We start from the raw sequence: 26,547 nt of genomic DNA on the forward strand, positions 1-26,547 counted from the left end.
TGCCATCCCTATTCGTTGAACGGTTCTATGCTTTCAGACAGGTCTCACAGTCAGGGTAGACGCGATCATGAAAGCAAGCCCGGCGGGACGGCAAAAAGGCGCGGCAGCCATCGAGTTTGTCGCGGTATTCATGGTGTTTTTCGCGGTGTTCTACGGGTTGGTCAGCTACGCCCTGCCGATGCTGATGCTGCAGTCGTTCAACCAGGCCAGCAGCGAGGCGGTGCGCCGCTGCGTGGCCGTGGACCCGACCAGCCAGACCTTTGAGCTGGACGTGCAGGGGCTGGCCCGCCAGGTGATCGGCCAGCAATTGGCGTGGATGCCCAACGCGTTGGGGTTCAACGTGCTCACCGACACCCGGGTCACGGTTGGAGTGGACAAGGTGCTAACCGTGGCGATCGACTACCCGCGCTCGCGCCTGACGCGGGTGCTGCCGACCCTGGTGCTGCCGGTGGTCGGTGACGTACCTAAGCTGCCCGCGCGGCTGCAGGCCCAGGCGAGCCTGCAACTGTGAGTGGTAGCCTGTTCGATCGCTGGTTCGCCGCGCCGGCCCCGTCCCAGACGCCCGAAGTGGCGCCGGCCATTGGCCTGCAGCTGTGGCTCGACGACCAGGCGCGGGTGCTGCGCCTGGGCGGTCCGCTGCGCAGTTTGTTGGCCTTGCCCGGACAGGCGGGGGCGCGGGTGCACGACTATCTGGAACGCCACAGCTGGCTGGTGCTCGAAGGGCAGCCCGCCGACTGGCAGGGCCAGCCCCTGGACCTGGACTTTCACACCGTCATGGGCCATGCGTTGCACACCCGTGGCTGGCTGCAGCGCCATGACCAGGGCTGGATGCTGCAGCTGTTCGATATCGGCGACCTGTTGCGCGAACAGCGCTGGGACCGTCAGCGCCCCTTGCTCAGCGAGATCGGCCACGCCCTGCGCGAATGCGGCAGCGAGCGCCTGCTGCAGACGACCCGCGAACAGCTGCACAGCCTGGCCGAGCACTGGCAGGCGGCCGCGCTGCGGCTGATGCTGCGCGAGCCGGGTGGCTGGCGCGACTACGCCAGCAGCGACGAGACCTGGCCCTGGCCCGACGATCGCAGGCTGCGCGAGCGCCTGGACCGCTGGCCGGCCCATACCCTGGTCAAGGTTGATGACGACCCCGAACTGCTCGCCCTGTGCGGTGGTACGTCGCTGTTCCTGGTGCCCTACCGCCAGGGCCTGGAGGCCGAGGCCTGGGTGCTGTGCGCCGGGGCGCGGCAGGCGCCCCCGGTCGACATGGCCCTGGCGCTGGTGCGGACCTTGACCGAGCCGCTGCTGGTGCGCCATCGCCGCCAGCAACTGCAGCATCAGGCCCATCACCTTGATGATCTGCAGCGCCAGCTGGGCGCAGGTTGGTGGGAATGGCCGGCGCACGGCGAGCTGCAGCTGGACCCGGCCCTGGCCGCGACCCTCGGGCTGGCGAACCGGATCAGCCTTGACCAATGGCTCGCCCGCCTGCACCCGGCGGACCGCGAGCCGGCGCAACTGGCCCTGGACCAGGCCCGTGACGGGCAAGCGCTGAGCCTCAGCGTGCGTTTGCCGGACCCCGATCCCCTGGCGCCGCCGCGCTGGTTCCATTGGGCCGGCCAGGGCCGGGGCGACCAGTTGCGCGGCTTCCTGCTCGATATCAGCGCCCTCAAGGCCCAGGAACAGCAGGCCGGCGCGGCCCGTGCGCGCCTGGAGAACCTCATCGCCCGCTCACCCGCGGTGATCTACGTGCAGCGCTATGCCGAAGGCGCACTGCACAGCGACTTCTACAGCGCCAGCCTGGCGCCGTTGCTGGGTTGGGCGGCCGACAGCGAGCAGGCGCGCCAGCCGGGCCTGGCGGTGCATCCGGACGACCGCCCGCTGTGGCTGGAGCGCACCCGCAGCCTGTTGCGTGATGGTCAAGTGCGTTGTCGCTATCGCCTGCGCGATCACCTTGGTGGTTATCACTGGATGCTCGACGAGGCCCGCCTGTTGCGTGACGACCTCGGCCAGCCGCTGGAGGTGGTCGGCCTGTGGCTGGACGTCAGCGAAGCCACCGAGGCCGCCGAGCGCATGCGCCAGAGCGAGGAGCGCTACCGCGTACTGGTGGAGGACTCGCCGGCGATGATCTGCCGCTATCGCCCGGACCTGACTGTATTGTTCGGCAACCGACCCTTGGGCGATTACCTGGGCTGCACGCCTGAGCAGTTGCAGGGTGCCGACCTTGGGCAGTGGCTGTCTGCCGGCCAGCGCGAGGCCTTTCTCCTGCGCCTGCGGGCGCTGACCCCGGAGCAGCCGGTGAGCAGCGCGGAGATCTGCCTGCAATTGCCCGGCCGCGAGCACGCCTGGTGGGTCTGGGCCGACCGTGGCTTGTTCGACGCCGACGGCAACCTGCTGGAGGTCCAGGCCGTGGGGCGCGACAACACCGAGGTGCGGCGCAGCCAGCAGCAATTGCTGCAGGGCGCGAAGATGGCGACCCTCGGCGAGCTGGCCACCGGCCTGCTGCACGAGATCAACCAGCCGCTCAACGTGATGCGCATGGCGGTGGCCAACACCCTCAAGCGCCTGGAGAACGGCGCCGCCGATCAGGCCTACCTGCAGGACAAGCTGCGCCGTATCGAGGCCCAGGTCGAGCGCGCCGCCCGACTGGTCGACCATATGCGGGTGTATGGCCGGCGCTCGGCGGTCGAGCGCGAGTGCTTCGCCGCCTGGGCCGCGGTGGAAGGCGCCGGGGCGTTGCTCGAGGAAGGCCTGCGCGGCAAGGGCGTGACGCTGCGCCTGGAACCGCCGGAGGCCTTGGCGCAGGTGCTCGGGCACCAGGACCAGCTGGAACAGGTGCTGATCAACCTGATGGTCAACGCCCGTGACGCCTTGCTGGAAAAGCAGGTGGCACAGCCGTGGATCCGGGTACGCCAGGCGCTGCATGGCGGATGCTTATGGCTGCTGGTGGAGGACAACGCCGGCGGGATCGATCCGCAGTTGCACGAGCGGATCTTCGAACCCTTCTTCACCACCAAGCCGGCCGGGGTCGGCACCGGGCTGGGCCTGTCGGTCAGCCATGGCATCGTCAGCCAGATGGGAGGCCGCCTGAGCGTGGACAACGGCGCCGACGGCGCGTGCTTCCGGGTCGAGCTGCCCCTTCACAGCACCAGTTGAGCGTGGCCGCTGGCGCAACTGAGGTTGGTGCCGACCTGGGCGTCGAGCAGGTCGATGCCGAGCACCTTGAGCAAGCCGTTGACCAGGGGATCGAGCAGGGGGCCGAGCAGGTTCTTGATGACCGGTTCGAGGATGTTCTTCACCCCGTCCAGCAGTCCGGCGGTGAGCACCAGCACCTGGCCGAGGCCGCCATTGCCGGTGGGCTTGTAGGCTTCCAGGTGGATGCCCGCCAGGGTGTCGGACAGGCTCGCCACCACCTGGGCCTGGTCGCTGTCCATGGGTTGGTAGGCAGGTTCCTGGCCGATTTCGGTCGGGGCGTGGGCGCCGCTGAACAGCAGTGTCTTTTCGACCGGGCCATTGCCCAGCAGCTTGCTGTCCACCCGCAGGCCTATGCCACCGCCGGCATAGGGCACCCGTGTGCCGCAGGACGGCGGCAGGATCAGCAGGCGGCTGCAGACATTGGTGCCGATATCGATGACCGGCAGGGCCTTGACCACGGTGGTGCCGTTGCTGAGGAAGTCCGCCGGGGAATCGAACCTGCCGATGGCGATCTTCGCCGCCGAGCGCTGGGTGAGGGTGGTCAGGCTTTTCGGGGTGCAGGTGTAGTTGTCGGGTGGTGCCGGGCGCAGGCGGCTGCTGCCTTCGGCCACTTCGATGCCGATATCGATATGCACCTGGCCGTCCAGCAGCTTGATGTCGCTGACCTTGCACGGAATGCCCAGGGCGCAGGTCAGCGACTGCACGGTGCCCAGCAGGTTCAGGCTGAGCAGGTTGTTGAGCACATTGGTCAGTGGCGCGGCCAGGTCCAGCACGGCGTTGAGCAGCCCGGCGATGCCGCTCAGCAGGGGCAGGTCGAGTGACACCAACGCGCGGATCTGGGCGGTATGAATGCGCAGCTCGTCCGTGCGCGGGTCGCCCACCGCCGAGATCTGCGGGGGCTCGATCACCCGCAGTTGCACGCGGCCATTGACCAGCCCGAGCACATTGATCGGCAGGTTGGCGTTGACCGCGTGCTCGCTGGCCGCCAGCTGGATCACCCCTTGCACCAGCTGCAGCAGCTGGATGCTGGCATCCAGGCCGGCCTGGGCCGTGCCGTTCTGCAGGTCGAGCAGCTCGCCCAGTTGCAGGCCGCCCACCGGCAGGTCCGCCGCCAGCTTGCCCAGGTTGGTTATCACATCGACGGCGGCGCCGCTTTGCTGCAGCACCTTGACCGCGGCCTGCAGCAGCACGGTGGCGCTGGTGTCGGCATTGAGCAGTTGCTGGTAGTCGCCGATATCCAGGTGCAGGTCCACGGCCAGCTGGTCGAGGTACTTCAACAGGTCGAGCTGGGTGTTGGCGATGCCCTGCCAGCCCAGCACATCGAGCTGCGCCGAGCCGCCCAGGGCCTTGAGCAGGGCGTTGAGCACCGAACCCTGGGTCGAGTTGACGGTGGCCAGGGTGGTGCGGATGCTCAGCCGCGCCTGGGGCGTCCCGGGGCTGCCGGCCACCGCGCTGGCGCGCAGGGTGGTGGTGCGGGCGATGGCGCCGCCCTGGACCAGCGCGTACACCCCGCCGGCGACGCTGGTGACCACCACGTTGCTGACCTCGACCTTGATCGCCTCGTTGCGCGCGTTGTCGGCGTTGAAGGTGCGCAGGTTGTCGATGCCGGTGCGCAGGTAGCCACAGCTGGCGATCAGTGGATTGAAGGGCGAGTGGCCGTTGCGGGTGGCCGCGGTGCGGGCCAGGGTGGAGGCCTGTGGGCCGCTGCCGCTGCAGACGCCGCCGTGCTCGGCGGCTTCCAGGGCGGCCATGTCGCCGATGCGCTGCAGCTTGCGTTGTTCGAGGTAGAGGCGGCCGCTGTCGACGGTCAGGAGCATGAACACCAGGGCCAGGCCCATGGTCAGCGCGGCCATCAGGCCGATCGCGCCGCGTTGGCGCACAGCGGAACGGGGAACCACGGGCACTCCTTTGCCGGCCTGTGGCCCGGCAGCGCGGCGGCGGTGCAAGGAGTGTAGTCAAGGTGATGGCAAGTTGCCTTGCCTGCTGTTACGCCCTTATGGAACATACCGAAATTCTTTGATTTGGCTGGAGCCGCGTGGGAGCGGGCTTGCCCCGCGATGTGGTGCATGGCACCGGCTTTGCCGGTGATCGCGGGGCAAGCCCGCTCCCACGCTGGTGGTGCTTGCAACGCTGTCCTCCACGCGACAGCACAAGGTTCAATGCGGCGGGTAGTTGCTCAGCACCTGGGTCACGGTCTTCTGGATCGCCGCGTTGCGCTCCTGCGGGCTGGGCGGGTAGTTGTTCATGATCTGCTCGGCGCTGCCGCGCCATACCAGTTTGCCGTCACGTCCGTCGAACAGGTCGACCTGGATGGTCGCCACCTTGTAGTCGACGCTGCGCGTCTCGTTGTACATCGGTCCGCCCCAGTAACCGCCCCAGTAGCCACCCCAGGCCCCGCCGTAGTTGGTGGTGATCTGCTGCTGGCGGTCCTCGACGATCAGGTAGGCGCGCACCTTCACATCCGCCCGGGCATTGCCCTGGACCGGGCGCAGGCCGCGCTGGTCGAGCTGGCCGGCGACCGCCTGGCGAATGCGTTGCTCGGTCAGGTCGCTCTTGATCCGCGGGTCGTCCGGGCGATATTGCAGGCCCGGCTCCAGCCAGGCCCAACTGCGGTAAGCGGCGAAATCGCGGCTGGCATCGAAGTCGTGCTGCACGTTGTTGCTCGAACAGGCGGCCAGCAGCAGGGCGAAGGACAGTAGAACGAGACGGCGCAACATGGTGGTTCTCCGTTGAACGTTAGCTTGGAGGATAGCCGTTCATCGCCTTGCTCACCGACTCGCGCAGGGCGCCTTCGCGTTCACGCGGCGAGTCCTTGTCGCTGCCGCTTTCGGCGCTGGCGCTCCACACCGGCTGGCCGTTGCGGGCATCGAACAGGTCGATGCGCACCACCATCACTTCGACTTCGTAGGTGCGCACGATCGGCACGCTGGCGTAGCCGCCATAGCCGTTGCGGTAGCCACCGTAGCCGACGCTACCGTAGGGGTAGGGGCCGTAGTAGGGATCGTAGTCGTAGTCGCGCACCTGGCGCAGGCGCCGTTCCAGGCGTACGTCGGCGCTGACCAGCAGGTCGGCGGGGGCATTGTGGGCCGGGCGCAGGCCGTGCTGGTCGAGGGCGCCGCTCACCGCGTCGGCCAGCTGGCCCGGCGTCGCGTTGACCAGGCCTCCGGGTGGCTGGTTGTTGCGCCAGCTCCAGCTGCGATAACGGCCGTAGTCGCGTGCCGGCGCGGGATAGGCACTGGCATCGAAGGTCCTGGCGGCCTGGGGCGGCGCCGGTGGCAGCGGCTTGCCGCTGGCGACATAGGGGTTGCTGCCCTGGCAGGCGGCCAGGGCGAGGGGGAGCAAGGCCAGGCAGAGCAGACGATACGGCATGGATCCTCCTGGCAAGCGGGTCAGTGGGGGCGGCACATCCAGTGCAGGTAGCGGCCCAGGCCGGCGAAGCTGGGATGGCGGCGGTGCGCCAGTTCCATCTCCAGCAGATCGAGCAGCTCGGCCTTGTCCTGGAACTCCTTGGGCATGTAGTCGTGGAATACCCGTACACCGCTCTCGCTTTCGACCTTCCACAGAGCTTCAAGTTGCGCCTTGAGCTCGCGCGGATCAAGTGGTTTCTGTGGCGTGAGACTCTGCTTTTCACCGGCCAGGCGATTGTGCCGCAGCTTGCGGAAATGCCCCTTGAGCAGGTTGCGGTAGACCAGTGCGTCGCGGTTGTAGAAGGCCAGCGACAACCAGCCTCCCGGCGCGGTCAGTTGATGCAGGACCGGCAGGATGCTCTCGGGCTCGGCCAGCCATTCGAGCACCGCGTGGCACAGCACCAGGTCGTACGGCTCGGTGAGCTGGCCGAGCAGGTCCTGCCAGGGCGCCTGGATGAAGGTCGCCTGTTGGCCGGCCTCGGCAAAGCGCGCGCGGGCACCGTCGAGCATCGGCGCGGCGGGTTCGGCAAGGGTTACCTGGTGGCCGCGCTGGGCCAGCCACAGGGCCATGTGGCCGAGGCCCGCGCCGATGTCGAGCACCCGCAGCGGACGGTCGGGCAGGGCTTCAGCCAGGTCGGCCTGGAGCACCGCCAGGCGGATGGCGCCCTTGGCGCCGCCATAGATCTTCTCGGCGAAGCGGCTGGCCAGTTCATCGAAGTGACGGTCGTTCATTTGCCGAAGCGCCTCTCGCTGTCGGCGAGCTTGGCCCGCACCACCTCGTCCATGTCCAGGCCCAGTTCGCTGCACAGCAGCAACAGGTAAAGGACGATATCGCCCACTTCCTGACCGGCATGGGCGAGTTTGTCGGCGGGCAGCTGGCGGGACTGGTCCTCGCTCAGCCACTGGAAGATCTCTACCAGTTCAGCCATTTCGACGCTGGCGGCCATGGCCAGGTTCTTCGGGCTGTGGAACACCCGCCAGTCGTTGGTGTCGCGGATGCGGTGCAGGCGTTCGGTCAGTTCTTGCAGGTTCATCGGGGTCTCCTCGTGGCGCATAGCTTCCGGCGAGGTGCCTTGCAAAGCAAGCCCGATCAGAGCGTGCGCCAGCTGCCGAGCATATGCAGCAGCCCGCCGTGGCCATCCAGGCGCAGCTCGCCGCTCGGCCCCGCCTCGCTGGCGCTCAGTATCACCTCCGAAGGCAAGCGCACCGGCTTGTGGAAGTCCACCGCGAAGGCATACCCGGTCTTGGGCAGGTGCCCCTGCAAGGCCGCCAGCGCCATGGCCTTGCTCCACATGCCGTGGGCGATGGCCCTGGGGAAGCCGAACAGGCGTGCCGTGAGGCTGCTCAGGTGAATCGGGTTGTAGTCGCCGCAGACCCTGGCGTAGCGCCGGCCGATATCGCCGTCGGCATACCAGCGGGTCGCCTCGGGCAGCGCGGCGGGCGTCGTTTCGGTCAGGTCGGCCGCTGGCGCGTCAAGCTTGAGGCCGCGCACCAGCATGCGGCTGGTCTCGCGCCAGAGCAGGCCAAGGCCATCCTCGGCCTCGGTCACCAGGTCGAAGGTGCCGCCCTTTTCATGGGGCTGCAGGTTGTCGGCATACACCGCGAAGCGCAGCCCGTCGATGCCGCCCAGGGGGCGCAGCACCTGCAGGCTGTTGTGCAGGTGCACCAGCCCCAGCAGCGGGAAGGGAAACGCCTCGGCGGTGAGCAGCTGCAGTTGCAAGCTGAAGGCCATGATGTGCGGGTAGGTACCCGGCAGGCGGCCGTCGTCGGCGAAGTGGCAGAGCCGGCGGTAGGCCGCCAGGTTGGCGGGATCGACCCGCAGGAAGCAGCGCAGGCCCTGCTCCGGCAGCTGGCTGCCACGGATCTTGCGTTTGCCGAGGGCGCGCAGGTACAGGCTTAGCCGTGAGTCGGGGCTGTGCAGGTCGTGCCAGGGTCGGGTCATGGTCAGGCTCCCATCAAGGCCTGGCCGCAGACCCGCAGGGCCTGGCCATTGACCGCGCCCGAGCCTGGCTGGCTGAGCCAGGCGATGGCTTCGGCGACGTCCTGCGGCAAGCCGCCCTGGCCCAGCGAGCTCAGGCGCCGGCCGGCCTCGCGCAGGCCCATGGGCATGGCTGCGGTCATGTGCGTCTCGATGAAGCCCGGCGCCACGGCGTTGATGCTGGCGCCCTGTTCGGCCAGGCGTGGCGCCCAGGCCTGGGCGAAGCCGATCAGCCCGGCCTTGCTGGCCGCATAGTTGGACTGGCCACGGTTGCCGGCGATGCCGCTGACCGAGGCGAGCAGGGTGATGCGCGCATCCGCGTGCAGCTTGCCGCCCTCGAACAGCGCCTCGGTCAGCACCTGGGGCGCCTTGAGGTTGACGGCCAGCACCGCGTCCCAGTACTCCGGGGTCATGTTGGCGAGGGTCTTGTCGCGGGTGATGCCGGCGTTGTGCACGACGATATCCAGGCCCTGGGGCAGGGCTTCGAGCAACTGCGCGGCGGCATCGGCGGCGCAGATGTCCAGCGCCAGGGCACGGCCACCCAGGCGCGCGGCGAGGGCGTCGAGGTCGCGCTGGGCCTGGGGCACGTCGAGCAGCGTCACCTCGGCGCCGTCCCGGGCCAGGGTCTCGGCAATCGCCGCACCGATACCCCGGGCGGCGCCGGTGACCAGCGCGTGACGGCCGGCCAGCGGCCGAGTCCAGTCCTGTACCTGGGCGGCGCAGGGCGCCAGGCGCAGGACCTGGCCGGAAACAAACGCGCTCTTGGGCGAAAGGAAGAACCGCAGCGCGCCCTCGAGCTGGCTTTCGGCGCCTTCGGCGACATACAGCAGGTTGGCCGTGGCGCCATTACGCAGCTCCTTGGCCAGCGAGCGGCTGAAGCCTTCGAGGGCGCGCTGGGCGACGCTGGCATGCGCATCGACCACGGCTTCTGGCGCACGCCCGAGGATCACCACGTGGGCGCTGGAGGCCAGGCTGCGCAGCAGGGGTTGGAAAAATTCGCGCAACTGCTTGAGGTCATCGCTGTCGGACAGGTGACTGGCATCGAACACCACCGCCTTGAGCTTCGGCCCGAGACCCGCGACCCAGGCGGGGGCCTCGAGCGCTTGGCTGCCGAAGCCGTAGCAGTCGGCCGTCAGACGCGGGGCGATCGCCGCCACCTGGCCTGCCAGCGGCCCGCCGCCCAGCACCAGCGCGCCCTCGATGGGGCGCAGGCGTCCGGCCTGCCAGCGCTCCAGCGGCACCGGGCGGGGCAGGCCGAGGGCATCGACCAGTTTTCGTCCGAGGGTGGAGTTGGCAAAGCCCAGATAGCGGTCGCTCATGTACGGTTCTCCCTGAAGGCAAGCATGCAAGTGTGGACCAAGTTTGTGGCAGGGTCGTTCGGATGCGTGAAAAGAACCTAGGCTTAAGGCTCAAATTGTTTCAGGAGGAACAGGCATGCAGTCAATTCGCCGGGTCGCAATCCTGGGTGGCAACCGGATTCCCTTCGCCCGCTCCAACGGCGCCTACGCCAAGGCCAGCAACCAGGCGATGCTCACGGCGGCCCTCGAAGGCCTGGTGGAGCGTTACCGGCTGCACGGCCTGCGCCTGGGCGAGGTGGCGGCCGGCGCGGTGCTCAAGCATTCGCGTGACATGAACCTGACCCGCGAGTGCGTGCTCGGCTCAAGGCTGTCGCCGCAGACGCCGGCCTACGACATCCAGCAGGCCTGCGGCACCGGCCTGGAAGCCGCGTTGCTGGTGGCCAACAAGATTGCCCTGGGGCAAATCGACAGTGGCATTGCCGGGGGTGTCGACACCACCTCGGACGCGCCTATCGCCGTGAGCGAAGGGCTGCGGCAGGTCCTGCTGCAGGCCAACCGCGGCAAGAGCCTCGGCGAACGTCTCAAGCCCTTTTTGAAACTGCGTCCGGGCCTGCTCAAGCCCGAGCTGCCGCGCAATGGCGAGCCGCGCACGGGGCTGTCGATGGGCGAGCATTGCGAGCGCATGGCGCAGACCTGGCAGATCGGCCGCGAGGAGCAGGATGAACTGGCACTGCTCAGCCACCAGCACCTGGCGGCGTCCTACCGCGAGGGCTGGCACGACGATCTGCTCACGCCCTACCTTGGCCTGACCCGGGACAACAACCTGCGCGCCGACCTGACCCTGGAGCAGTTGGTCAAGCTCAAGCCGGTGTTCGAGCGCAGTGGTCTGGGCACGCTGACGCCGGGCAATTCCACGCCGCTGACCGATGGCGCCTCGCTGGTGTTGCTCGGCAGCGAGGCCTGGGCCGAGGCGCAGGGCTTGAAGGTGCAGGCCTACCTGGTGGACGGCGAGGCGGCGGCGGTCGATTTCGTCCACGGCCAGGAAGGCCTGCTGATGGCACCGGTGTACGCGGTGCCGCGGCTGCTGGCGCGCAATGGCCTGACCTTGCAGGATTTCGACTTCTACGAGATCCACGAAGCTTTCGCCGCCCAGGTGCTGTGCACCCTCAAGGCCTGGGAGGATACCGACTACTGCCGCACGCGCCTGGGGCTCGAAGGGCCGCTGGGGTCGATCGATCGCGCCAGGCTGAACGTGAAGGGCAGCTCGCTGGCTGCGGGGCATCCATTCGCGGCGACGGGAGGGCGGATACTGGCGAACATGGCCAAGCTGCTGAGCGAGCGTGGCAAGGGGCGTGGGCTGATCTCTATCTGCGCGGCGGGCGGGCAGGGGGTGACGGCGATCGTCGAGCGCTAGTGTCCTGTCTCGGAAATAAGCTGGCTTCGCTTTCGCACCGGCAAGCATCACCAGCGTGGGAGCGGGCTTGCCCCGCGATGCGGATCGCGGGACAAGCCCGCTCCCACGCAGTTCCGATTAAATCCTTGCGTCTTGTGTTGTTCCATCAGTTGGCTGGTACCCTTGTCCGACCCGAGACACCAGGCCTCAACATGTCGATCACCGGACCACGTCCCATCCCCGCCCTGGACCACCTGCCCAGGCCACTCTACGCCCGTGCCGAGAGCCTGGGCGCCGGGTCCTGGACCACCCGTCACCAGCACGACTGGGTGCAGTTTTCCTACGCCATCAGCGGCGTGCTTGGCGTTTACACCAGCGACGGCAGCTACTTCGCCCCGCCGCAGTGGGGCGTGTGGATCCCGGCCGGCACCGAGCACGAGGTGTTGACCTCGATGCAGGCCGAGATGCGCAGCCTGTACGTGCGCCGCGATGCCTGCCCCTGGGCGCCGGGCGAATGCCGGGTATTGGAGGTCACACCGCTGGCGCGGGAGCTGATCAAGCAGTTCTGCACCTTTGCGGTGAACTACCCGGAAGGCGACAGTGCCGAGGCGCGGCTGGTGGCCGTGTTGCTGGACCAGTTGCACACCCTGCCGCAGGTGGGCTTCTCGCTGCCGCTGCCGCGCCACCCGGGCCTGCTGGTATTGTGCAACGGCTTGATCGCCACCCCCGACCAGCCCCAGACCCTGCAGCAGTGGGCGGTGCAACTCGGGGTATCGGAAAAGACCCTGATGCGCCTGTTCCAGCGCGAGACAGGCCTGAGCTTTCGCAACTGGCGCCAGCGCATGCGCCTGCTGTCGTCGCTGGCGCTGCTGGAGGCCGGGGAGAGCGTCACCCAGGCCGCGCTGGGCTGCGGGTATGACTCGACCTCGGCCTATATCGCCGCATTCCGCCAGCTGTTCGGCGCGACCCCAGGGGAGCTGCGCCTGTAAGAGATTGCCTTGCGCTGTCGCGCAGGGAATAACACCCGAGAGAGAGTCGCTTACCCTGTGGGAGCGGGCTTGCCCGCGAACACCGGCGGAGCCGGTGCCATACACCGCGCTGGATTCTTCGCGGGTAAACCCGCTTCCACAGGGTCAAGCTAAATCAATGGGTTGCGTGTTTCTTCAGGAGTGGCCGCCGTCAGTGACAGCACCCGCTGCCATTGGCCAGGTCCTTGAGGATCGGACAATCCGGCCGGTCATCGCCCTGGCAGTGGGCCACCAGCTCGCCAAGGGTGTCGCGCAGGCTCACCAGCTCCTCGATGCGCTTGTTCAGCGCCTCGATATGCTGCGTGGCCAGGGCCTTCACGTCGGCGCTGGCGCGCTGGCGGTCCTGCCACAGGGTCAGCAGCCTGGCGACTTCCTCCAGGGAAAAACCCAGGTCGCGCGAGCGCTTGATGAACGCCAGGCTGTGCAGGTCCTCCTGCTGGTACAGCCGGTAGCCGCTTTCGCTGCGCGTGGCGGGACGCAGCAGGCCGATGGACTCGTAGTAGCGGATCATCTTGGCGCTGAGCCCGCTGCGGCGGGCGGCCTGGCCGATGTTCATGGGGCCTCCTGGTCGATGGCGGTGGGTTTCCAGGTCTTCAGCCACAGGGCATTGCTCACCACGCTGACGCTGGACAGCGCCATGGCGGCGCCGGCCAGCACCGGATTGAGGTAGCCCAGCGCGGCCAGGGGGATGCCGATCAGGTTGTAGATGAATGCCCAGAACAGGTTCTGGCGGATCTTCGCGTAGGTCTTGCGGCTGATCTCCAGGGCGGCGGGCACCAGGCGCGGGTCGCCGCGCATCAGGGTGATGCCGGCCGCCTGCATGGCCACGTCGGTGCCACCGCCCATGGCGATGCCGATATCGGCGGCCGCCAGCGCCGGGGCATCGTTGATGCCGTCGCCGACCATGGCCACCACGCCCTGCTGCTTGAGTGCGGCCACCGTGGCGGCCTTGTCCGCCGGCAGCACTTCGGCGTGCACGTCGTCGATGCCGAGGGCCTCGGCCACCACCTTGGCGCTGCCGCGGTTGTCGCCAGTCAGCAGGTGGCTGCTGATGTGGCGGGCATGCAAGGCGGCGATGGCCTGGTCGGCACCGGGCTTGAGGCTGTCGCCAAAGGCGAACAGGCCCAGCACGCGGGGCTGGCTGCCACGCTCGATCAACCAGGACAAGGTACGGCCCTCGGCCTCCCAGGCCTGGGCGCTGGCCGCCAATTCGCCCGGCACCAACCGGCTCTCGTCGAGCAGGCGGCGGTTGCCCAGGGCGAGCTCGCGGCCATCCACCTGGCCGGCGATGCCACGGCCGGTGAGGGACTGGCTGTCGGCCACTTGCGGTACGTCAAGATCGCGTTCGGCGCAGGCATCGAGCACCGCCTTGGCCAAGGGGTGTTCGCTGCCACGTTGCAGGGCGCCGGCCAGGCGCAGCAGTTCGTTGTCGTCGCCGCTGCTGGCCTGCTGATGGACGATGCGCGGGCTGCCGGAGGTGAGGGTGCCGGTCTTGTCGAACACCACGCGGTTGACCGCATGCGCGCGCTCCAGCGCTTCGGCGTCCTTGATCAGGATACCGTGGCGGGCGGCGACGCCGGTGCCGGCCATGATCGCGGCGGGCGTGGCCAAGCCCAGGGCGCAGGGGCAGGCGATCACCAGCACGGCGACGGCGTTGATCAGCGCGGTTTCCAGCGGTGCGCCTGCCAGCCACCAGCCGACCAGGGTGACCAGGGCCAGTACCAGCACCGCGGGGACGAACACCTGGCTGACCCGGTCGACCAGCTTCTGGATCGGCGCCTTGGCCGCCTGGGCGTCCTCGACCAGGCGGATGATGCGGGCGAGCACGGTCTCGGTGCCCAGCGCCAGGGTCTTCACCAGCAAACGGCCTTCGCCGTTGATGGCGCCACCGGTCACCGCGTCGCCGGGCTGCTTGGGCACCGGCAGGCTTTCGCCACTGATCAGGGCTTCATCGGCATGGCTGCTGCCTTCGAGCACCTGGCCATCGACCGGGAAGCGCTCGCCGGGCTTGACCAGCACCACGTCGTCGAGGCGCAGCTGGCTGATGGCAACGTCTTCCTCGCGCCCGTCGAGCACGCGCACGGCGCGTTCCGGGCGCAGGGCTTCCAGTGCCCGGATGGCGCTGGCGGTCTGGCGCTTGGCGCGGCTTTCCAGGTACTTGCCCAGCAGCACCAGGGCGATCACCACCGCCGAGGCTTCGAAATACAGGTGCGGTTCCATGCCGGCGTGGGCATTGGCCCATTGGTACAGGCTCAGGCCGTAGCCGGCGCTGGTGCCCAGGGCGACCAGCAGGTCCATGTTGCCGGCACCGGCGCGCACGGCCTTCCAGGCGGCGACATAAAAGCGCGCGCCAAGGATGAACTGCACCGGGGTGGCCAGCAGGAACTGCGCCCAGGCCGGCAGCATCCAGTGCAGGCCGAAGGGTTGCACCAGCATCGGCAGCACCAGTGGCAGGGCCAGCAGCAGGGCGGCGCCGACCGCCAGGCGTTCGTTGCGCAGGCGGCGTCGGGCCTGGGCCTGGTCATCGTGGGGAGTACGCGGCAGGGTGGCGCTGTAGCCGGCCTTCTCGACCGCGGCGATCAGCGCGCCGTCGTCGACGCCCTCGAGCACTTCGAGGTGAGCGCGTTCGCTGGCCAGGTTGACGCTGACTTGCTCGACCCCCGGCAGCTTGCCGAGGGCGCGCTCGACCCGGCCGGCGCAACTGGCGCAGGTCATGCCGCCGATCTGCAGTTCGAGGGTGCGGGTGGGGACGCTGTAACCGGCGTCGCGCACCGCGCCGACCAGTGCCGGCAGGCTGTCGGCCGGGGCCTGGACCCGGGCCTGCTCGGTGGCGAGGTTGACGCTGACGTGTTCGGTACCGGTGACCTTGCGCAGGGCGCGTTCGACCCGACCTGCGCAACTGGCGCAGGTCATGCCGGCGATCGGCAGGTCGAAGGTGGTGGATGCGGGCATGGCTCTCTCCTCCGTGGACTGGCCTCCAGCATCAACCTTGCCATGCGGGCAAGGTCAATAGCCCAGGCCGGCTCGCTTCAGCACCAGGCCATTTTGCCCCATCGCAATGCGGTACTTGTTGATCTGGCCCGCCTGCAGGGTCAGGCGCGTGCTGCGTTGGTCCTCGACGCCCGGCGCGCAGCCGGGTACCTGCCCTGGCAGCAGGCGCAGGCGTACATCCACCGGGCCCGGCGGCAGGTTGAACGAAGTCGCCTGCTCCTGGAACAGGCGACCGGACAACTGGTCGTTGAGGTAGATGCCGATCTCGCAGCTGGTGGCCACTTCCAGGCGTTCCCGGGAAATGATCAGCACGCTGTAGTCCGAATTGCCCTCGGCGCTGACCGGTGGCACGACGGCCAGTGCGCCCAGCAATCCGACGAGGCCCAATGCTGCCCTGATCATGAAAAATCTCCTGCTTGCCAAAATCGTCAAAGGCGCAGCTTGGCCGAGCCGCGCGCGGATTTCCAGCCCGGCCGTTTTCCGCGGAACTTGACCTTGCCCCGATGGCAAGGCTGAGACTGGGCAAAACCCACAAGGAGGCAACCTCGATGCAAGTGTTCAATGTGCAAGGCATGACCTGTGGCCATTGCGTGAAGGGCGTGACCCGGGCGGTGCAGGAGCAGGATGCGGCGGCGCGGGTGGAAGTGGACCTGGCGGCGCGGCAGGTGCGGGTGGAAAGTGCCCTGGCGGCGGATCAGATCCTGGCGGCGATTCGTGAAGAGGGGTATCAGGCCGAAGTGGCCTGATAAGGCGACCTCTGTAGGAGCGGGCTTGCCCCGCGATAGCGCCAGAACAGGCAATGATGTTGGCCTGGGTGGCCTCATCGCGGGGCAAGCCCGCTCCCACGCAGATCCTCCCACGCCGATCCTGCTGCAACCCTGTTTTCTGCCTTTTCCTACAGGACACGCAGGATCAATTATTACAAAGGTTTTCAACGCCGGGCGATCCAGTGCAGGTAGACTAGCAAACTTGCTTAGCCTGCTATGGATTCTCCATGAACCTGCGAACCTTGCTGATTCTCGGCGCCCTCAGTGCGTTCGGGCCTCTGGCGATCGACTTCTATCTGCCGGCCTTCCCGGCCATGGCGCATGCCTTCGGCACCGACGAAAAGCATGTGCAGGCCACCCTGGCCGCCTACTTCCTCGGCCTGTCCCTGGGCCAGCTCGCCTACGGGCCGGTGGCCGACCGTTTCGGCCGGCGCCTGCCGCTGCTGTTCGGGGTCGGCCTGTTCACCGTGGCATCGCTGGCCTGCGCCTATGCGCCCAATCTCGACAGCCTGATCCTGGCGCGTTTCGTCCAGGCTCTGGGCGGTTGCGCCGGGATGGTGCTGTCGCGGGCGATCGTCAGCGACAAGTGCGACGCGGTGGCCTCGGCCAAGGTGTTCTCGCAGTTGATGCTGGTGATGGGCCTGGCGCCGATCCTCGCGCCGATGCTCGGTGGCGTGCTGGTCAACGTGGCCGGCTGGCAATCGATCTTCCTCGCCCTGGGCCTGTTCAGCGCCGCGTGCCTGCTGGCGGTCGGCCTGGGCTTGCCGGAGAGCCTGCCGGCCCATATTCCACGCCAGCCGCTGTCGGGCGCGCTGCGCCAGTACCTGAGCCTGCTCGGCGACCGGGTGTTCGTCGGCCATGCGCTGACCGGCGGCATCGCTATCGCCGGGATGTTCGCCTACATCGCCGGTTCGCCGTTCGTATTCATCAAGCTTTACGGCGTGCCGCCCGAGCACTACGGTTGGCTGTTCGGCACCAACGCCGCCGGCTTCATCCTGATGGCCCAGGTCAATGCGCGGCTGCTGGCCAAGCGCGGCCCGGCATTCCTGCTGGCGCGGGCGGTATGGTTGTACCTGGTGGCGGCGCTGGCGCTGCTGGTGGTCGCGGCGTTGCGCCCGGCACAGCTCTGGCCATTACTGGTGCCGCTGTTCGTGTGCATCGCCAGCCTCGGCTGCATCATCCCCAATGCCTCGGCCTGTGCCATGAGCGGGCAAGGTACGCGGGCGGGCAGCGCCTCGGCCCTGATGGGCTGCCTGCAGTTCAGCGTCGCCGCGGGCGCGGCGGCGCTGGTCGGGGTGCTGCACGACGGCAGCGCGGTGCCCATGGCGCTGGTGATCAGCCTGTGCGGCGCGTTGGTGGTCAGTGTCGCAATGCTGACCCGGCGCCTGCAGGCCAGCCGGCCTGCGTGAGCGGGTGGGGCGCGTTGAGACGCGCCTCCAGCAGGGCGACGAACGATCGCGCCTCGGCCTCGCTACGGAAACTCACCACATGCTGGTCGAGCTGGACCTGCCAGGGGCAGGCGGGATTCCGGTTCGACGCACTGACGACAATCTTCATCGCGATCCACCTCCAGTGAGCGGGAGCGGATCTAGTGTAGCGCCGCCCCCGGCCCGTGCCATGACCGGGATCAGTCCCCTGACTGACGGTCATGACGGTCTGAAGTAGGGAGACGTTCTGTTTTGCAAGACGGAAATTTTCCCCCTCCTTGTCAGATGCATCGACCCCCCTGATAGCGACTGTCAGCCTCGTTCCCGCTAGAGCCACGGTAGTACGGGGGATGAGCAGAATCAGCCGTCTGTCACTCTGACAGACGCATCTTTCAGAACGTTTTTGGGGAGGCAAATCCCGACCCATCCGGGGCATGCCTCCCTCACGGCGAGCACCCTCCAGCGGCTTATACTGCCTCCGGCGACCAGCGCGGGATGAGCGTTTCCCGGGGCTGGCGTCCACCCTCCGGCACACGAACCATCCCGCGCTTGCCCACACCGGAGGCAGGGCATCTGCAGCGTTCGCCAGCAGGCGGGATTCAACAGGGAGCTTCAGGTTCATGAACGCAGTCCGCAGCATCAGTCAGGTCGCCAACCTGATGGCCGATCCCAAGCGCAGCGCCATGTTGTGGGCGTTGATCGATGGCACCCCGCGTGCGGCGGACGAGCTTGCCGTACTCACCGGGCTGAGCACCTCGTCGGCCTGCGCGCATCTGTCATTGTTGTCCAGTGCCGGGCTGCTCAGGCACGAGGCGCGTGGCCGCAAGCGCTTCTTCCGCCTGGCCGCGCCGGAAGTCGGCACTGCGGTGGAGGCGCTGGCCAGCGTTCAACTGGCGACCCGCTTACCTGCAGAGCAGGGCACGACGCTGCAGATTCCCCTGTCGATGCGCAAAGCGCGCCTGTGTGGCGACCACCTGGGCGGCGAAGTGGCCGCCGCGCTGCTCCACCGCCTGCATGTGGCCGGTTGGCTGGAAGGAAACGAGCAGTACCTGTCGGTGAGCCAGGAGGGCAAGGAGCACCTGGAGGCGCTGGGGGTGTTCATCGACGCGTTGGCCGCCGGTGACCGGCACGGCTGCGTGATCTGCCATTGCAGCAAATGGAACGATCAGGGCCCGCACCTGGGCGGTTGCCTGGGCAAGGCCCTGCTCCGGTTGTTCACCCAGTCGGGTTGGGTGCGTGAGCAGGAAGGCAGCCGGGCGGTACAGCTCACACCGCTCGGCCAGCAGCAAATCAACGCGATCGCCTGCCTCCCGGCCCGGCAGGTCGGCTAACGGACCAGCCGTGCGTCCAGGCTGTTCTGCGCCAGGCGGCGTGCCTGGTCCTGGGTCATGCCCAGGTGCTGGTGCAGGGCATGGAAGTTCTCGGTGACATAGCCACCGAAGTAGGCCGGATCATCGGAGTTGACCGTGACCTTCACGCCACGCTCGAGCATGTCGAGGATGTTGTGCTGGCCCATGTGTTCGAACACGCACAGCTTGGTGTTGGACAGCGGGCAGACGGTCAGCGGGATCTGCTCGTCGATGATGCGTTGCATCAGGCGCTCGTCCTCGATGGCGCGCACGCCGTGGTCGATCCGCTGGATCTTCAGCAGGTCGAGGGCTTCCCAGATGTACTCGGGCGGGCCTTCCTCGCCCGCGTGGGCCACGGTCAGGAAGCCTTCGCTGCGGGCGCGGTCGAACACGCGCTGGAACTTGCTTGGCGGATGGCCTTGCTCCGAGCTGTCCAGGCCCACGGCGATGAAGGCGTCGCGGAACGGCAGGGCCTGGTCCAGGGTCTTGTGCGCTTCGTCTTCACTCAGGTGGCGCAGGAAGCTGAGGATCAGGCCACTGCTGATGCCCAACTGCTCGCGACCATCCTTCAAGGCCCGGTTGATGCCCTCGAGCACCACCTCGAACGGAATGCCCCGGTCAGTGTGGGTCTGCGGGTCGAAGAAGGGTTCGGTGTGGATGACGTTCTGCGCCTTGCAGCGTTGCAGGTAGGCCCAGGTCAGGTCATAGAAGTCCTGCTCGGTGCGCAGGACATCGGCGCCTTGGTAGTAGAGATCGAGAAACTCCTGCAGGTTGTTGAAGGCGTAGGCGCTGCGCAGGGTCTCGACATCCGCCCAGGGCAGGGCGATCTTGTTGCGTTCGGCCAGGGCGAACAGCAGTTCGGGCTCCAGCGAGCCCTCCAGGTGCATGTGCAGTTCCGCCTTGGGCAAGGCGTTCAGCCATTCATACATGTGTGCAATCTCGATCAGGTACGGTTGGCCGCCATTCTACAGGGCCTGGCCGGGCAATGCGCCCACCCAGGCCAGGATCGCCCGGGATTACCAGATGAGCGTCTCGCCCTTGTAGTTGATGAAGCGCAGGCCGCCATTGCCGCTCTGGGCCTTGACCTGCTCGAGCATGCCACGGGTGCTGGTGAGCACGTCGATCTCGGCGTTCTCGCCGCCCATGTCGGTCTTCACCCAGCCCGGGTGCATGGCCAGCACGGCCAGGTCGGGGCGCTGCTGCTCGACCACGAAGCTGTTGATCATCGAGTTGAGCGCGGCCTTGCTGGCCTTGTACAGGCAGACTTCGCCACCGTCGGGGATGGTCACGCTGCCCAGGATCGAGCTCATGAACGCCAGTACGCCGCTGCCTTCGCGTACCTGGCCGGCCAGGCGGCGGGCCACACGGATCGGCGCCACGGCGTTGGTCATGAACAGCTCGCCGATCTGTTGTACCTGCACGCTTTCCAGGTCTTGCGGCAGCGGGCCCATCACCCCGGCGTTGACGAACACCAGGTCGAACACTTCACCTTGCAGGCGCTGCTTGAGCCCGTCGAGCTGGGCGGTGTCGTTCATCTCCAGGCGCTCGATGCGCACCCCGGAGACTTCGCCCAGCGCACCCGGCTGTTGCGGGTCGCGCACGGTGGCGACGACGTTCCAGCCGTCTTCGCGCAGACGTTGCACCAGGCCCAGGCCGAGGCCTCGGGAGGCGCCGATGATGAGGGCGGTCTTGTTGGCGGTCATAGCGATACTCCATATCAAGAGCGCGGCGAGCGGTGCTGGGCACAGGTTCGCTTGTCGCGCGGCAATGTGGCGGTTGCCCTCCACTGGGAGGGCCTGGGTGACGAGCATAAACCAGGAAGAGGTCGGCTGCCCTGTCGCGGCTGGTCAAAAAATGATCGAAGGTCTGAAAGGCCTATGGAGACGGGGTCTGACAGGGTGGTTCACGGGTTATCCACAGGCTGCTCCACAGTAATTGTGTGCAAGCGCGACAGCCTGAAAATGCTCGTTTCAGGGAACGCAGTCGCTGCTGACTGGGGATAACTCACACGCTTTCAGTGACTTGGGTTAATGTCACACAAATGTGATCAAAATATGCTCAATACGCTGCAGGCCTTGCGGAACAAGGCCTGCAGCGGAGTGCCCCAAGCTTATCCACAGGCAGGCCCACAGCAGTTGTGGGCAACGCTCAGGCTCGTTCCAGCAGGATGCGCCCGCGGCTCAGGTCGGCGAGCTGCTGCTGCAGCACCTCGAGGTGGCTGTCACCCAGGGCGATGCGCAGGTCGACGCCGTTGGCGGTGAACTGCTCGTCCAGCACCAGGCCGTCGACTTCGCCCAGGCGCAGCTTGACCAGCGCCAGTTCGCTGAAGGTGCAACTGCAGATGAACTCGCTGCGCTGTACCAGCAAGCGCTTGGGCGCCTGCTGCAGGCACTTGTTGGCGCCGCCGCCATAGGCCCGGGCCAGGCCGCCGGTGCCCAGTTGGATGCCGCCGTACCAGCGGATCACCAGGACCACCACCTGGTCGCAGTCCTGGGCCTCGATGGCGGCCAGGATTGGGCGCCCGGCCGTGCCACCAGGCTCGCCGTCGTCGCTGCTGCGGTATTGGCCGCCGAGCTTCCAGGCCCAGCAGTTGTGGGTGGCCGCCAGGTCGCTGTGGCGTTCGATGAAGGCCATGGCCTCGGCCGGGCTGCTGATCGGGCCGGCGAGGGTGATGAAGCGGCTCTTGCGGATGTCCTCGCGGAACTCGCAGAGCTCGAGCAGGGTAGAAGGCATAAGTCTGGGTCAGGCGGGCGTGCTGATGCCGCAGCCTTTGAGAATGATGTGGATAAGGTTGTTGCTGGCGTCTTCCATGTCCTGCTTGGTCAGCCGGCTGCGTCCGGTCACCTGGCAGATCTGGGTGGCGAAGTCGGCGTAGTGCTGGGTGCTGCCCCAGAGCAGGAAGATCAGGTGCACGGGGTCCACCCGGTCCATCTTGCCGGCGTCCATCCAGGCCTGGAACACCGCGGCGCGACCGCGGAACCATTCGCGGTAGTCGGCGCTGAAGTACTCGCTCAGGCATTCGCCGCCGCTGATCACTTCCATGGCGAAGATCCGCGAGGCCTGTGGGTTGCGCCGGGAGAACTCCATCTTGGTGCGGATGTACTGGCTGAGCGCTTCGGCCGGGTCGTCCTCCACGCTCAGGGCGTTGAAGGTGCTGTCCCACAGCTCGATGATGTTGCTCAGCACCGCGATGTACAGGCCCAGCTTGTTGGTGAAGTAGTAGTGCAGGTTGGCCTTGGGCAGCCCGGCCTTGAGCGCGATGGTGTTCATGCTCGTGCCCTTGTAGCCGTGCCGGGCGAACTCGTCTTCGGCGGCCTGGATGATGGCCTGTTCGTTCTTCTGGCGAATGCGGCCGGCGGGCTTGCCCGAGGCGGGGGAGCGATGCGCAGGGACTTCTAGGGTCATGGACGATTCCGGGCGGGTCGTTACGGATGTCCGACAGATTACCTGCCTGTGCCGAAGTGACAAGCATTAGCGGTACAGATGCGTATCAACGTGTCGCAGCCAGGCTCTCGAGGAAGCTTTCCAGCACCAGGTTCGGCCGGCGGCCCTTGCGGGTCACCCAACTCAGGCCCAGGTCATAGAAGCGCTGGGCGGGCTTGAGCGCACGCAGGCGTCCCTGCTGCACCCAGAACATCGCGTAATGGTCGGGCAGGTAGCCGATGTAGCGTCCGGTCAGGATAAGAAAGGCCATGCCTTCGCGGTCCGAGGCACTGGCGGTGCAGCGCAGGGCCTGGTAATGGGCCTGGATGTCGGCCGGCAGGCGGAAGGTCGGGGCGATCGCGTCCTGGCCATTGAGGCGATCGTCGTCGATCTGCTGGTCGTCGGCATAGAACAGTGGATGGCCGACCGCGCAGTAGAGCAGCGAGCGTTCGCTGTACAGCGGCTGGTATTCAAGCCCCGAGAGCGGGCTGGTCTGCGGCACCACGCCGACATGCAGGCTGCCGTCGAGCACGCCCTGCTCGACCTGGCTCGGCGCGATCATGCGGATCTGGATGCGCACGTCCGGGCCGCGGTCCTTCAGTTCGGCCAGGGCATGGGTGATGCGCATGTGCGGCAGGGTCACCAGGTTGTCGGTGAGGCCGATGTTCAGTTCGCCGCGCAGGTGCTGGTGCAGGCCGTTCACTTCGGTGCGAAAGGTTTCCAGGGCGCTGAGCAGTTGCAGCGCCGAATGGTAGACCTCGCGGCCTTCCTCGGTCAGCGAAAAACCGGCGCGGCCGCGTTGGCACAGACGCAGACCCAGGCGTTGCTCGAGGTCGTTCATCTGCTGGCTGATCGCCGAGCGGCCGATCCCCAGTACGTTTTCCGCTGCCGAGAAACCGCCGCATTCGACGACGCTGCGGTAGATTTTCAGCAGGCGGATGTCGAAATCGCTGACCTGGGCGAGGGGATCGGGGCGTCGGCTCATTAGTTTAGTTATCCGCTGACTGAAGATTAGAAATGCTGGGTTTTTCGAACTTTATCGCCGTGACAATTTAGCTGCAACAACACCCATCGTTGCCTAATCGTCTTCCGAGGAATCGCCCGATGAACATGCCCGAAACCGCCCAGGCCGGTCTGGCCAGCCAGCTCAAGCTGGACGCCCACTGGATGCCGTACACCGCCAACCGCAACTTCCAGCGCGACCCGCGGCTGATCGTGGCAGCTGAAGGCAACTACCTGGTCGATGACAAGGGCCGCAAGATCTTCGACGCTTTGTCGGGGCTGTGGACTTGCGGCGCCGGGCATACCCGCAAGGAAATCAGCGAAGCGGTGGCCCGCCAGGTGGCCACGCTCGACTACTCGCCGGCCTTCCAGTTCGGCCACCCGCTGTCGTTCCAGCTGGCCGAGAAGATCGTCGACCTGGTGCCAGGCGACCTGAACCACGTGTTCTACACCAACTCCGGCTCCGAGTGCGCCGACACTGCGCTGAAGATGGTCCGTGCCTACTGGCGCCTGAAGGGCCAGGCCACCAAGACCAAGATCATCGGCCGTGCCCGTGGTTACCACGGTGTGAACATCGCCGGCACCAGCCTGGGCGGCGTCAACGGCAACCGCAAGATGTTCGGCCAGCTGCTGGACGTCGACCACCTGCCTCATACCGTGCTGCCGGTCAACGCCTTCAGCAAGGGCATGCCGGAAGAGGGCGGTATCGCCCTGGCCGACGAGATGCTCAAACTGATCGAACTGCACGATGCCTCCAACATCGCCGCGGTGATCGTCGAGCCACTGGCCGGTTCCGCCGGCGTGCTGCCGCCGCCGAAGGGTTACCTGAAGCGTCTGCGTGAGATCTGCACGCAGCACAACATCCTGCTGATCTTCGACGAAGTGATCACCGGCTTCGGTCGCATGGGCGCGATGACCGGCGCCGAAGCCTTCGGCGTCACCCCGGACCTGATGTGCATCGCCAAGCAGGTCACCAACGGCGCCATCCCGATGGGCGCGGTGATCGCCACCAGCGAGATCTACCAGACCTTCATGAACCAGCCGACCCCCGAGTACGCGGTGGAATTCCCCCACGGCTACACCTACTCGGCGCACCCGGTCGCCTGCGCCGCCGGCATCGCCGCACTGGACCTGCTGCAGAAGGAAAACCTGGTGCAGTCCGCCGCCGACCTGGCGCCGCACTTCGAGAAGCTGCTGCACGGTGTGAAGGGCACGAAGAACGTCGTCGACATTCGCAACTACGGCCTGGCCGGCGCCATCCAGATCGCCGCGCGCGACGGTGACGCCATCGTCCGTCCGTACGAGGCGGCCATGAAACTGTGGCAAGCCGGCTTCTATGTGCGCTTCGGTGGCGACACCCTGCAGTTCGGGCCGACTTTCAACACCCAGCCGCAGGAACTGGATCGCCTGTTCGACGCGGTGGGCGAAGCCCTGAACAAGGTCGACTGACTTTTCTGAATTCGATGTCGGGCGCGTGAGTACCACGCGCCCGCTTCCACCTTCTTTATCTGGAGTTCTGCATGAGCATTGTTCAGCACCTGATCCACGGCGAGCTGGTCACCAAGGGCGAGCGCACCGCCGATGTCTTCAACCCGTCCACCGGCCAGGCCGTGCGCAAGGTCGAACTGGCCAGCCGCGCCACCGTCCAGCAGGCCATCGATTCGGCCAAGGCCGCCTTCCCGGCCTGGCGCAACACCCCGCCGGCCAAGCGCGCCCAGGTGATGTTCCGCTTCAAGCAGTTGCTGGAGCAGAACGAGGCGAAGATCTCGCAGATGATCAGCGAGGAGCACGGCAAGACCGTGGAGGACGCCGCTGGCGAGCTCAAGCGTGGCATCGAGAACGTCGAGTTCGCCTGCGCTGCCCCTGAACTGCTCAAGGGTGAGTACAGCCGCAACGTCGGCCCGAACATCGACGCCTGGTCCGACTTCCAGCCGCTGGGCATCGTCGCCGGCATCACCCCGTTCAACTTCCCGGCCATGGTGCCGCTGTGGATGTACCCGCTGGCCATCGCCTGCGGCAACGCCTTCATCCTCAAGCCGTCCGAGCGCGATCCGAGCTCGACCCTGTATATCGCCCAGCTGCTGCTGGAGGCCGGCCTGCCGAAGGGCATCCTCAACGTCGTGCATGGCGACAAGGAAGCGGTCGATGCGCTGATCGAGGCGCCGGAGGTCAAGGCCCTGAGCTTCGTCGGTTCGACCCCGATCGCCGAGTACATCTATGCCGAGGGCACCAAGCGCGGCAAGCGCGTCCAGGCCCTGGGCGGCGCGAAGAACCATGCGGTGCTGATGCCCGACGCCGACCTGGACAACGCCGTCAGCGCGCTGATGGGCGCGGCCTACGGTTCCTGTGGCGAACGCTGCATGGCCATTTCGGTGGCTGTGTGTGTTGGCGACCAGGTGGCCGATGCGCTGATCGCCAAGCTGGAACCGCAGATCAAGGCGCTGAAGATCGGTGCCGGCACTTCCTGTGGCCTGGACATGGGGCCGCTGGTGACCGCCGCCGCGCGTGACAAGGTGGTGGGTTACATCGATGACGGCGTTGCTGCTGGCGCCAAGCTGGTGGTCGATGGTCGTGGCTACCGTGTGGCCGGTAACGAGGATGGCTATTTTGTCGGCGGCACCCTGTTCGACAAGGTCACCCCCGAGATGCGCATCTATAAGGAAGAGATCTTCGGCCCGGTGCTGTGCGTGGTGCGGGTGAACAGCCTGGAACAGGCCATGCAGCTGATCAACGAGCACGAGTACGGCAACGGTACCTGCATCTTCACCCGTGACGGTGAGGCTGCGCGGCTGTTCTGCGACGATATTGAAGTGGGCATGGTCGGGGTCAACGTACCGCTGCCGGTGCCGGTGGCGTACCACAGCTTCGGTGGCTGGAAGCGTTCGCTGTTCGGCGACCTGCATGCCTATGGCCCGGACGGTGTGCGCTTCTATACCCGTCGCAAGGCGATCACCCAGCGCTGGCCACAGCGGGCCAGCCATGAGGCTTCGCAGTTTGCGTTCCCGAGCTTGTAAGGCGCAGGGGTGAAAGCGGGGCGGCCGAGAGGCCGCCCCGCTTTGCTTTTTGGGCTGCTTTATATAGGTGTCGGGGCTGGCAGGTGGCTGGCTTGGGGTTGGGTTGGGTGTGGGAGGTGTTCGCCGTGGGGTTGGGTTGGGTGTGGGAGGTGTTCGCCGTGGGATTGTGTTGTGTTCCAGAAGTGTTCACCGAGGGTTCTATGGCGCCTATGAGATCAAGCGCCGCCCGCGCGGCGCATCGCGGGACAAGCCCGCTCCCACATTTGTTTCGGGCCAGTCAATCCTGT

At 67.0% G+C, this 26,547-nt stretch carries 24 protein-coding genes; 9 read left to right on the top strand and 15 right to left on the bottom strand.

Annotation, left to right across the window (positions count from 1 at the left end; genetic code table 11):
- Positions 1-67: 67 nt before the first annotated feature.
- Together POF53_RS18035 and POF53_RS18040 are read left to right on the top strand one after the other, a co-directional pair.
- Positions 68-511 (top strand): TadE/TadG family type IV pilus assembly protein, encoded by a 444-nt coding sequence (locus POF53_RS18035; protein WP_498968810.1) that lies wholly within the window; start codon positions 68-70, stop codon positions 509-511.
- Entirely contained in the window at positions 508-3,144 is a 2,637-nt protein-coding gene (locus POF53_RS18040; RefSeq protein ID WP_498968812.1) for a PAS domain-containing sensor histidine kinase, read from the top strand. Before POF53_RS18035 ends, POF53_RS18040 begins: the two co-directional genes overlap by 4 nt.
- On the opposite strand, the gene POF53_RS18045 is transcribed toward POF53_RS18040, so the two are convergent.
- The 7 genes from POF53_RS18045 to POF53_RS18075 all read right to left on the bottom strand — a co-directional run bounded on the left by POF53_RS18045 (position 3,129) and on the right by POF53_RS18075 (position 9,887).
- Positions 3,129-5,081 (bottom strand): pilus assembly protein TadG-related protein, encoded by a 1,953-nt coding sequence (locus POF53_RS18045; RefSeq protein ID WP_498968814.1) that lies wholly within the window; start codon positions 5,079-5,081, stop codon positions 3,129-3,131. The two genes, POF53_RS18040 and POF53_RS18045, sit on opposite strands and share 16 nt — an antisense overlap.
- Before the next feature lie 258 nt (positions 5,082-5,339).
- Positions 5,340-5,900 (bottom strand): DUF4136 domain-containing protein, encoded by a 561-nt coding sequence (locus POF53_RS18050; protein ID WP_234562288.1) that lies wholly within the window; start codon positions 5,898-5,900, stop codon positions 5,340-5,342.
- Positions 5,901-5,919: 19 nt separating this feature from the next.
- On the bottom strand, positions 5,920-6,552 hold the full coding sequence (locus POF53_RS18055) for a DUF4136 domain-containing protein (RefSeq protein ID WP_498968817.1): 633 nt from the start codon (positions 6,550-6,552) through the stop codon (positions 5,920-5,922).
- A gap of 20 nt (positions 6,553-6,572) precedes the next feature.
- Positions 6,573-7,322 carry a methyltransferase domain-containing protein gene (locus POF53_RS18060; RefSeq protein WP_110739130.1) on the bottom strand — a complete coding sequence of 250 codons (750 nt, stop codon included), beginning with the start codon at positions 7,320-7,322 and terminating at the stop codon, positions 6,573-6,575.
- A complete protein-coding gene (locus POF53_RS18065; protein ID WP_203650387.1) occupies positions 7,319-7,624 on the bottom strand; it encodes a MazG-like family protein in 306 nt (101 codons plus the stop codon). Before POF53_RS18065 ends, POF53_RS18060 begins: the two co-directional genes overlap by 4 nt.
- 56 nt (positions 7,625-7,680) lie before the next feature.
- Positions 7,681-8,532: a MaoC family dehydratase gene (locus POF53_RS18070; RefSeq protein ID WP_498968819.1), complete on the bottom strand. Its 852-nt coding sequence runs from the start codon at positions 8,530-8,532 to the stop codon at positions 7,681-7,683.
- A gap of 2 nt (positions 8,533-8,534) precedes the next feature.
- Positions 8,535-9,887, bottom strand: a complete 1,353-nt coding sequence (locus POF53_RS18075; RefSeq protein ID WP_498968821.1) for a 3-oxoacyl-ACP reductase — start codon at positions 9,885-9,887, stop codon at positions 8,535-8,537.
- Between the two features lie 115 nt (positions 9,888-10,002).
- Between POF53_RS18075 and POF53_RS18080 the strand changes: the two genes are divergently transcribed.
- Both POF53_RS18080 and POF53_RS18085 read left to right on the top strand, forming a co-directional pair.
- Positions 10,003-11,280, top strand: coding sequence for an acetyl-CoA C-acetyltransferase (locus POF53_RS18080; protein ID WP_498968823.1), 1,278 nt, complete (start codon positions 10,003-10,005; stop codon positions 11,278-11,280).
- A 191-nt stretch (positions 11,281-11,471) separates the two neighbouring features.
- Entirely contained in the window at positions 11,472-12,248 is a 777-nt protein-coding gene (locus POF53_RS18085; RefSeq protein WP_498968825.1) for an AraC family transcriptional regulator, read from the top strand.
- A 190-nt stretch (positions 12,249-12,438) separates the two neighbouring features.
- On the opposite strand, the gene cueR is transcribed toward POF53_RS18085, so the two are convergent.
- The 3 genes from cueR to POF53_RS18100 form a co-directional block, all read right to left on the bottom strand.
- On the bottom strand, positions 12,439-12,843 hold the full coding sequence (gene cueR, locus POF53_RS18090) for a Cu(I)-responsive transcriptional regulator (protein ID WP_186734472.1): 405 nt from the start codon (positions 12,841-12,843) through the stop codon (positions 12,439-12,441).
- On the bottom strand, positions 12,840-15,200 hold the full coding sequence (locus POF53_RS18095) for a heavy metal translocating P-type ATPase (RefSeq protein WP_498968835.1): 2,361 nt from the start codon (positions 15,198-15,200) through the stop codon (positions 12,840-12,842). The genes cueR and POF53_RS18095 overlap by 4 nt, the downstream gene beginning before the upstream one ends.
- A gap of 93 nt (positions 15,201-15,293) precedes the next feature.
- Complete coding sequence (locus tag POF53_RS18100; protein ID WP_203650397.1) at positions 15,294-15,680, bottom strand: hypothetical protein; 387 nt, start codon at positions 15,678-15,680, stop codon at positions 15,294-15,296.
- Between the two features lie 146 nt (positions 15,681-15,826).
- Here POF53_RS18100 and POF53_RS18105 point away from each other — a divergent pair, with 146 nt between their 5' ends.
- The 3 genes from POF53_RS18105 to POF53_RS18115 all read left to right on the top strand — a co-directional run bounded on the left by POF53_RS18105 (position 15,827) and on the right by POF53_RS18115 (position 18,803).
- On the top strand, positions 15,827-16,024 hold the full coding sequence (locus POF53_RS18105) for a heavy-metal-associated domain-containing protein (RefSeq protein WP_028691383.1): 198 nt from the start codon (positions 15,827-15,829) through the stop codon (positions 16,022-16,024).
- 248 nt (positions 16,025-16,272) lie between these two features.
- Positions 16,273-17,454 (top strand): multidrug effflux MFS transporter, encoded by a 1,182-nt coding sequence (locus POF53_RS18110; protein ID WP_198744452.1) that lies wholly within the window; start codon positions 16,273-16,275, stop codon positions 17,452-17,454.
- Between the two features lie 638 nt (positions 17,455-18,092).
- Positions 18,093-18,803, top strand: coding sequence for an ArsR/SmtB family transcription factor (locus tag POF53_RS18115; protein ID WP_203650400.1), 711 nt, complete (start codon positions 18,093-18,095; stop codon positions 18,801-18,803).
- Here POF53_RS18115 and POF53_RS18120 read toward each other — a convergent pair.
- The 5 genes from POF53_RS18120 to POF53_RS18140 form a co-directional block, all read right to left on the bottom strand.
- Positions 18,800-19,750 (bottom strand): adenosine deaminase, encoded by a 951-nt coding sequence (locus POF53_RS18120; protein WP_254465133.1) that lies wholly within the window; start codon positions 19,748-19,750, stop codon positions 18,800-18,802. The two genes, POF53_RS18115 and POF53_RS18120, sit on opposite strands and share 4 nt — an antisense overlap.
- Before the next feature lie 87 nt (positions 19,751-19,837).
- Positions 19,838-20,524: an SDR family oxidoreductase gene (locus POF53_RS18125; protein ID WP_498968829.1), complete on the bottom strand. Its 687-nt coding sequence runs from the start codon at positions 20,522-20,524 to the stop codon at positions 19,838-19,840.
- A 445-nt stretch (positions 20,525-20,969) separates the two neighbouring features.
- Complete coding sequence (locus POF53_RS18130) at positions 20,970-21,554, bottom strand: IMPACT family protein (protein ID WP_498968831.1); 585 nt, start codon at positions 21,552-21,554, stop codon at positions 20,970-20,972.
- A 9-nt stretch (positions 21,555-21,563) separates the two neighbouring features.
- Positions 21,564-22,226 (bottom strand): TetR/AcrR family transcriptional regulator, encoded by a 663-nt coding sequence (locus POF53_RS18135; protein WP_023629633.1) that lies wholly within the window; start codon positions 22,224-22,226, stop codon positions 21,564-21,566.
- A gap of 85 nt (positions 22,227-22,311) precedes the next feature.
- The gene (locus POF53_RS18140) at positions 22,312-23,229 is read right to left on the bottom strand and encodes a LysR family transcriptional regulator (protein WP_234562993.1); all 918 of its coding nucleotides are present in this window, start codon (positions 23,227-23,229) and stop codon (positions 22,312-22,314) included.
- A 119-nt stretch (positions 23,230-23,348) separates the two neighbouring features.
- Between POF53_RS18140 and aptA the strand changes: the two genes are divergently transcribed.
- A complete protein-coding gene (aptA, locus tag POF53_RS18145) occupies positions 23,349-24,695 on the top strand; it encodes an omega-aminotransferase AptA (protein ID WP_203650409.1) in 1,347 nt (448 codons plus the stop codon).
- Between the two features lie 71 nt (positions 24,696-24,766).
- Positions 24,767-26,260, top strand: coding sequence for a CoA-acylating methylmalonate-semialdehyde dehydrogenase (locus POF53_RS18150; protein WP_232857049.1), 1,494 nt, complete (start codon positions 24,767-24,769; stop codon positions 26,258-26,260).
- The last annotated feature ends 287 nt before the right edge of the window (positions 26,261-26,547 follow it).

This window comes from Mitsuaria sp. RG, assembly GCF_028369275.1.
Taxonomy (GTDB): domain Bacteria; phylum Pseudomonadota; class Gammaproteobacteria; order Pseudomonadales; family Pseudomonadaceae; genus Aquipseudomonas; species Aquipseudomonas peradeniyensis.

Coding starts and splice junctions, on each gene's coding strand:
- POF53_RS18080 (WP_498968823.1), top strand. CDS start 10,003: ATGCAGTCAATTCGCCGGGTCGCAATCCTGGGTGGCAACCGGATTCCC.
- cueR (WP_186734472.1), bottom strand. CDS start 12,843: ATGAACATCGGCCAGGCCGCCCGCCGCAGCGGGCTCAGCGCCAAGATG.
- POF53_RS18055 (WP_498968817.1), bottom strand. CDS start 6,552: ATGCCGTATCGTCTGCTCTGCCTGGCCTTGCTCCCCCTCGCCCTGGCC.
- POF53_RS18120 (WP_254465133.1), bottom strand. CDS start 19,750: ATGTATGAATGGCTGAACGCCTTGCCCAAGGCGGAACTGCACATGCAC.
- POF53_RS18115 (WP_203650400.1), top strand. CDS start 18,093: ATGAACGCAGTCCGCAGCATCAGTCAGGTCGCCAACCTGATGGCCGAT.
- POF53_RS18110 (WP_198744452.1), top strand. CDS start 16,273: ATGAACCTGCGAACCTTGCTGATTCTCGGCGCCCTCAGTGCGTTCGGG.
- POF53_RS18125 (WP_498968829.1), bottom strand. CDS start 20,524: ATGACCGCCAACAAGACCGCCCTCATCATCGGCGCCTCCCGAGGCCTC.
- POF53_RS18100 (WP_203650397.1), bottom strand. CDS start 15,680: ATGATCAGGGCAGCATTGGGCCTCGTCGGATTGCTGGGCGCACTGGCC.
- POF53_RS18085 (WP_498968825.1), top strand. CDS start 11,472: ATGTCGATCACCGGACCACGTCCCATCCCCGCCCTGGACCACCTGCCC.
- POF53_RS18050 (WP_234562288.1), bottom strand. CDS start 5,900: ATGTTGCGCCGTCTCGTTCTACTGTCCTTCGCCCTGCTGCTGGCCGCC.
- POF53_RS18140 (WP_234562993.1), bottom strand. CDS start 23,229: ATGAGCCGACGCCCCGATCCCCTCGCCCAGGTCAGCGATTTCGACATC.
- POF53_RS18135 (WP_023629633.1), bottom strand. CDS start 22,226: ATGACCCTAGAAGTCCCTGCGCATCGCTCCCCCGCCTCGGGCAAGCCC.
- POF53_RS18130 (WP_498968831.1), bottom strand. CDS start 21,554: ATGCCTTCTACCCTGCTCGAGCTCTGCGAGTTCCGCGAGGACATCCGC.
- POF53_RS18075 (WP_498968821.1), bottom strand. CDS start 9,887: ATGAGCGACCGCTATCTGGGCTTTGCCAACTCCACCCTCGGACGAAAA.
- POF53_RS18150 (WP_232857049.1), top strand. CDS start 24,767: ATGAGCATTGTTCAGCACCTGATCCACGGCGAGCTGGTCACCAAGGGC.
- POF53_RS18035 (WP_498968810.1), top strand. CDS start 68: ATGAAAGCAAGCCCGGCGGGACGGCAAAAAGGCGCGGCAGCCATCGAG.
- POF53_RS18070 (WP_498968819.1), bottom strand. CDS start 8,532: ATGACCCGACCCTGGCACGACCTGCACAGCCCCGACTCACGGCTAAGC.
- POF53_RS18065 (WP_203650387.1), bottom strand. CDS start 7,624: ATGAACCTGCAAGAACTGACCGAACGCCTGCACCGCATCCGCGACACC.
- POF53_RS18105 (WP_028691383.1), top strand. CDS start 15,827: ATGCAAGTGTTCAATGTGCAAGGCATGACCTGTGGCCATTGCGTGAAG.
- aptA (WP_203650409.1), top strand. CDS start 23,349: ATGAACATGCCCGAAACCGCCCAGGCCGGTCTGGCCAGCCAGCTCAAG.
- POF53_RS18095 (WP_498968835.1), bottom strand. CDS start 15,200: ATGACCTGCGCCAGTTGCGCAGGTCGGGTCGAACGCGCCCTGCGCAAG.
- POF53_RS18060 (WP_110739130.1), bottom strand. CDS start 7,322: ATGAACGACCGTCACTTCGATGAACTGGCCAGCCGCTTCGCCGAGAAG.